Here is a 6,055-nt window from a genome sequence, read left to right on the forward strand (position 1 = left end):
ATGAGCACCTTGCCTGATATCAAAGCGCTCATCGTCGATCTCATCGGACACGGAGTCGTCGACACAACGTTGAGAGCGCTGCTCAACGAACGAATGCCGCGCCTAACCGCAGACCAGATCGATGCGGCCCTCCTGGAGTTGCAGCACTCTGGTGTGATCACTGGAGTTGGCGGAATGTGGCTTCCAGGAGATGCCGAACTTGTGGAGTGCTACAACCCGGAGATCGTGGAGCAGTTGCTCAACCCGGGTGAATTCGTAGAGGTCGATGTCGACCAACTGATCGCCGAGCTCGAGGCCATGCTCATTAAAGCTCGGTCGAGGTAGAGCTAGCGTCGTTACCGCTCGGTCAGCGAAAGCCATTTCCGTCTGCAATGGGCTCGGCATAGCTCCAAGCCGGGACGCTCGGTGATTTCTCCGTCGAAGGGAATCACCGGGTTCTCTGGCCTGACCTACGTGCTCGCTTAGACCGTGCATACCGCCATCCTTCTGAGGAGCTGTCAGCTCAGCCTGCACCCTAAAAAGCAATGCATTAATGGGCTCCATTGCATCTTCACTCACCGTTCCCCGGAAGGCATGATTTGGCCAGCTGCTCGTAGCCATTTTGGGCAAGAGGGATTGCAGGCACTTGATACTGATTTGCTCCACAACGATGGGGCACTACCTAGCCGTAGCCTGCTCCTTAACGCGGCAAGGGGTTAGCTGGCATGAAACTGACGGCGTAGTAAACTTAAGCGGAGCGAGTTATGTACATGGCTTTTCCGTTCCGGCGGGATAACGGTAAACGTCTTCCCTGCGGTGTTTGGGGGCGCTGGAACCACAAAAATAAAGGATAAAGATAAAAGGTCTATATGTTAAACCAGGGATTCTTAATGAAAGCCTGGTTCAACCGTGGTGAAGTTATATACTTTCCAAAAGTTCGTTTGCTCTTGCAATGTTGTACTTGTAACCCTCACCGTCGTTTTTCTTTATAAAGCCTACGAGTACAGCCTGTTTGGAGTCGCTGAGGGCTTTAAATAACACGCGAATTGCTCCCCCAGCGTGTGCAGAAAACCTGATCTCTCTTAGGCCCTCAGCGTCGATGAGGGTGTCGAAGAGAGGCTTTCCACCTTTAAATTCTCTTTCGACTGCAAGTCGCATTTTGTCGGCTACTCGCTGTCTGTTTTCCTCTTTAAGCCCATTAAACCATTCATGGAAATCACTGGTTACATGATGGTTTCCGCAGATCGCCATAATGTCAATATTTCGAAGCAGTTCGAAGAGTTCTGCCCCGTGCTGCTCCGAGGAAATATTGTTAACGGATAGCGTTTCAGCCGTGAAGGATCCATCTGTAGTGCGGGCTAACGGAATTTTAGAAAGGTTCCAGGGCTCGCCAGTATTAATACTGAGCATCGTAGCATTAGTGAAAAATGCTAAGCTGAGAACATCTGGAAATTTAGATGTTGCGTAGCCTGGGATGTAGAAACTGTAATCGGCTAGCTGGTTGAAAATATCTTCTCCCAAATGATCGAGTGCTGGTGTCTTATCGTCAATCTCGGTAAGAAAGAGGAGCATGTCGTGCTCTTTTTCTTCGCCTAGTTGGGTAAGAAAATCGCCATATGTAAAAGACTCTGCAATTAAAAATTCTGAAAAATGCTTAACTGTGCCGTCTATGTAGAGAGTGAAGCGATCACCGCCACCATTAAGTTGCAGCAGGCCTTGCAGGGCTTCTTCAAAGAGAACGTACCCTTCCGCTGGGGTCTTTGCTGGAAAGCTATTCGTATTTAAGCAGACCAAGTGTTCCATTGTGCCTAGTTCCTTCTGGCAAGAACTGCTCTGTTTTTTAATGTTTGATCAAAGAAGCCATCTGGCCAATAGTCCAATTTGCCAGAGTCGTTAAGTGTCGGCGATACAATTTCGCTGAGACCTTCTTTGCTCTTGGAGAGAAAGTGAAGTGCGACATTTTCGGCTTTGATCAGTGATTCCTTAACCGCGATCCTGATTCCATCAATTAGATGGTCGCTATGTGTCTCAGTGACGATCTGAACACCACAGGATGCCGCTAGCGCGAGCAAACGGCCCATCGCTGTTTGGCCCTGTGGATGCAGGTGGGCCTCAGGGTTTTCGACAATCAAGAGAGTCCCATTGGCTTTGCGCTGATTTTCCCATTTATCTCCCCATCCTTTTTCCCAGCCAGCGGACGGTGCACTTGCTGCCATGCCAAGAATTGCGGTCAAAATAGGAAGGGTATAACTCAGACCAAATCCGACGTTTGCTGGGCGGAAACTGTCATACTCGGCCCTGGCAAAATCGGCTTTTTGGTCGGTCGAAAGCTCAATTACTACACCCGGAGCAATCTCGCTAAGCCAGCCTGCTAGCTCGTAAGCTAATGTTACGCCTTGAGACTCTCGGTGGTGAAGTTTTTCTGGGATGATCGCGTCACCCATTTTCTGCATGAAGTCAAAAACAAACTCCCCTTTTTCGCCAATGTAGGGTAGTTCTTCGATAGAACGTCGCAGGGGCAGCACGGTTTGTGGGCCGAGGCGGCCGGCGCCAATATAGCTAAATACAGGAGAAAATACTGGGTGAGTGCAATACCCTTCACTGAGCGTGAGGGTGTGCTTGTTGTTATCGAGAGTTTCAACTGTTACTTCAATTGGCTCGTCTTTTGGTGAAAATTTAGAGCGGATCTCGGAAATAGAGCCATGCCCTTCTAGGAGCGGTGAGCCACCTTTTGCGGCTAGGTCATACATTCGGATTGCTTGTATGATAGAGCTCTTTCCGCTGTTGTTAAGTCCAGATAGTACCGTCAAAGCACAAGTTGGAATGGTTTTGTTTGGAAGGGATTTGAAAGCCTTCAGAGAAATAGAACTGATCATTGGTTCTCCATGATAGTCGCTTGAACAATATTTAGTATTGTGTCGTAACGATCTACAACGTCCTTTGGTTGCGAGGAGTTCCTTCCTATGGAATTTAGGAAGGTCTCGTCCTCTAAGATGAATTTGTATTTTTCAGTAAGGTGGTGTTTGCTGTTTTCAAGCCTCGCAAAATCAGCCTCTGTTAGCTCGGAAAGCACGTTAGACCAAGTTTCAAATAAGGCCTTGTTGATGGGTGTTTTTTTGTTGGTTGGCAAGGACTTACGGAAGGCATGTGCGCCGAAGAGCTTATTGTTTCTAAGCATTGCCAACTTGAAACGCTCTTCGATAGTTTCTATGGATCTAATCTTGATTGTAGGGACTGGGTTGTTTTGGAAGATTTTGAATACGAGTTTATCATCAAGCTCAGGCATGCAATTAATTACGCGCATGGTATTGCTTAGCCAAGAGTCCATGCTTGACTTGAAGTCTTTCCGCCCAAGAACCATAAAGGAGATAAATCGCAAGATCAGTTCCTGCGCACCCATTCTAGTATCGTTTATGTTGCTATCGACCGCAGCTCTGAATTCTTCGCTTTTCGCAAGGTGGCGAAGCAATGCAGAAGATTTTCCTTCGTAAAGCGCGTGGCGTATTTCATGTGCCGTTAAAGGCATTCCGCCGGTATTAATGCGCTTGAAAATATTACGCTTTACTGCCTCCGGTGTGCCTGGGTTAATGACCGTGAAACGCATTTCAGTTTCCATGATGGTGTTCACGAGGCGAATATCTCTTTCGTCTTCGTTGAAGTCACTGAAACATTTACCATTGTACTTACTGCCCAAGAACTCTAGATCTCTGAGCCTGAGGAAGTCACCATCATTGCCTACGATGAAGTTTCGTATCGTAGATAAGCGTTGAAGGCCATCTACTACTTCCCATTGCCCAAGCTCATTGGCAGCCACATAAAACATTGGTAACGGGATTTTAAGCATTATGGATTCGATCAAACGACTTCTTCTTTTGTCATCCCAGACTTCATTGCGCTGAAAGCTAGGGCTCAAATGAATGGATTTCTGTTTGAGTCGTCTAATTAGTGTGTCCATAGGGACAAGCTTTTGATCTATTGAGATTGAGTCAGGGTCAAAAGGCTCTAGCGTTAGCTCTTCTTCCGGGTCTCGTTCAATGCCGGTGGCTTCTCCGCTTTCTGAAAGCTCTTCTTTGTAAATGCCTTCTTCCATTTCGGAGTTTCCTTTAGGATTACATTGCATAGTTTAATAATGTATCACTGAGAGTGTTTTTTACTTTGCTCAGTAACGTGCCAGGGGTAGGGCAGAGGAATGCATTTGTTGTCCATGTTGGTTTCATGTGCCCTGGCTTATTGGTGATCATTCTAGCGTCTAATGCCCTGCCTTGATAGCGGTCTGCGATAGCCTCGAGACACGGTGTGAAACAGTATTCTGGTAGAATTTACTGAGCCTGAGTGTGGCAATCAAGAATGCTTGCTCGTTGGCACAGGCTTGCCCGGTTTGTAAAGCTGTGCTTCAGCACGGCGTTTGTTCTAGTTACCAGTTGATCGTTCATGATGCGTCGCTGCTCTTCTATGGCCGGCCCTGGGTCAGTCAATTCTGACATAGCTCAAACCACGGTCGGGCGGTCTCCCTCGAAAACTTGACGATCTGAGCGCCTTAGGTCGTCTTGTGTCGGTATGGAGCAACGCCTTCAGTAAATGATCTTGCAGAATTACTGCCACCTCCATGGTATTTCTGTCTGACATCCTTCGTTCGCGCTCCTTCTACGTGACTTGCTTGGGACGAGCAGCTTCGTGCTAATCAGCATCTCTTCATTCAGGTAACTATAGTGATTGAGCTGCTCCAAAGCACCATCCGGAAAACCTTCCAACCAATGTGGGATTGCTAAAGTCTTAGCCGAGCCTAGCTCTCGGTGTGCTCCTCGCGCCCGATTGTAGGCTGTATGAATGTACAGTACACGGCTTTTTTCTGGCTTTCAACGATCTAGCCGTTAGGCCACATAGCAGCCAGATTCTCTATGGTTTTCGACGAGCTAGAGATGACGCAGCTCAACCAGCATGGGGTCTACGGGGACAAGAGTTCCCGTCCCCGAGTATCCCCCTCAAGAGCCGCTGTTTGGCGGCTTTAGCTGTCCTTTGATTAGTGGAAGGCAATGCTTGAGACCATCGATGAGCATCAGTTGGCCCGCTGATGCTGCTCGCAGACCTCGTTTGGGGTACTCGGGCTTGGTTCTAGGGTACCGGCTACAGTAAAGGCAAATCAGGTAGATCCATTCGGCGGCAAAACCTCCGCCGTGGCCTCACAGGCATATGCTTAAAGGGTTGAACTGTCTCAATGGAGGTAGAGCAACCATGTCAGATGCATTCACTAGAAAGTATCTTAACCCTCGTACTGGTCGGGAGAGCTCCGGAGCAGCGGCGAGGGAAGGGCGTATCAAAACGCTTGGAGGTGTCGATGTCATTATCAGTAAAACTGTGACTGAGACGCTCATAGCAAGCGCGGACAAACCCCAGAACGTAAGTAAACCCGGATAGTGAGATCAGCCAGCCATCATGGGTAAAGTGATCGAGTTCAAACCGCCGGTAAGGCAGACTAAGTCATCCTGCCCTGAGAGAGGCCGCTTGGCGGATGCGATCCTTCAGCAGTTCCTGACGGAGGCTGACGCCCCCTCCAGGAACTCCCTTGCGCAGGCGCAAATCCTGGGTTTCAGCCCAGACAGAAAAGGCAGGGGCCTGAGAGTCATCTCCCGGGTGCATCTTTCGTTACCTTTTACCCTGGCCTACTGGCTGAAAGAACTGCACGGGCCCGTCAGTCTCACCTCTTAGCGGTAGCACACTATAAGGAGTACAAATGTGCTCCTTATAGGTTTAGCTGCCGATCGCTGAGGCGGATATCAGGCTGCACCAAGCGCCTGTGGATAATCCTAGCGGTGGCGTGGTTTTTCGGGATTGCCGCAGGTACAGCATGGAGATTCCGATATGCTCAACTTCTTGTTAGAGACAGCGGCATATCGAGTCAAATTTCAGTTTTTACGCCGTGCTTCAATTAGCCACGCAAATTCTTTTCAGGCAGCTACACCGTGCTCGCAGAGCATTGCTAGGGATTCTCCGATCAAGTTGCTCATCAGCCGGAAATGGGCGGCTTAGGGATGCCGAAAAGCCCGATTTTCAGCCGCTGATTATCGGATAACCAAGG

The 6,055-nt window shown here is 48.9% G+C and carries 4 protein-coding genes; 1 reads left to right on the forward strand and 3 read right to left on the reverse strand.

What is annotated here, in order from left to right; genetic code table 11:
* The gene (locus ACIPZB_RS21200) at positions 1–324 is read left to right on the forward strand and encodes a hypothetical protein (RefSeq protein WP_400642492.1); all 324 of its coding nucleotides are present in this window, start codon (positions 1–3) and stop codon (positions 322–324) included.
* A 573-nt stretch (positions 325–897) separates the two neighbouring features.
* On the opposite strand, the gene ACIPZB_RS21205 is transcribed toward ACIPZB_RS21200, so the two are convergent.
* The 3 genes from ACIPZB_RS21205 to ACIPZB_RS21215 are packed head-to-tail and all read right to left on the reverse strand — an operon-like array spanning position 898 to position 4,069.
* On the reverse strand, positions 898–1,782 hold the full coding sequence (locus tag ACIPZB_RS21205) for a type II toxin-antitoxin system RelE/ParE family toxin (RefSeq protein WP_400642493.1): 885 nt from the start codon (positions 1,780–1,782) through the stop codon (positions 898–900).
* A gap of 5 nt (positions 1,783–1,787) precedes the next feature.
* A complete protein-coding gene (locus ACIPZB_RS21210; RefSeq protein ID WP_400642494.1) occupies positions 1,788–2,855 on the reverse strand; it encodes a DUF3696 domain-containing protein in 1,068 nt (355 codons plus the stop codon).
* A complete protein-coding gene (locus tag ACIPZB_RS21215) occupies positions 2,852–4,069 on the reverse strand; it encodes a DUF262 domain-containing protein (protein ID WP_400642495.1) in 1,218 nt (405 codons plus the stop codon). Before ACIPZB_RS21215 ends, ACIPZB_RS21210 begins: the two co-directional genes overlap by 4 nt.
* Positions 4,070–6,055: the final 1,986 nt, after the last annotated feature.

The sequence above is a fragment of the Pseudomonas sp. NPDC089396 genome, from assembly GCF_044749545.1.
GTDB lineage: Bacteria > Pseudomonadota > Gammaproteobacteria > Pseudomonadales > Pseudomonadaceae > Aquipseudomonas.

What these genes read in the sequence shown, in the direction of transcription:
- ACIPZB_RS21205 (WP_400642493.1), bottom strand. Translation starts at nt 1,782, where the DNA reads ATGGAACACTTGGTCTGCTTAAATACGAATAGCTTTCCAGCAAAGACC.
- ACIPZB_RS21210 (WP_400642494.1), bottom strand. Translation starts at nt 2,855, where the DNA reads ATGATCAGTTCTATTTCTCTGAAGGCTTTCAAATCCCTTCCAAACAAA.
- ACIPZB_RS21215 (WP_400642495.1), bottom strand. Translation starts at nt 4,069, where the DNA reads ATGGAAGAAGGCATTTACAAAGAAGAGCTTTCAGAAAGCGGAGAAGCC.
- ACIPZB_RS21200 (WP_400642492.1), top strand. Translation starts at nt 1, where the DNA reads ATGAGCACCTTGCCTGATATCAAAGCGCTCATCGTCGATCTCATCGGA.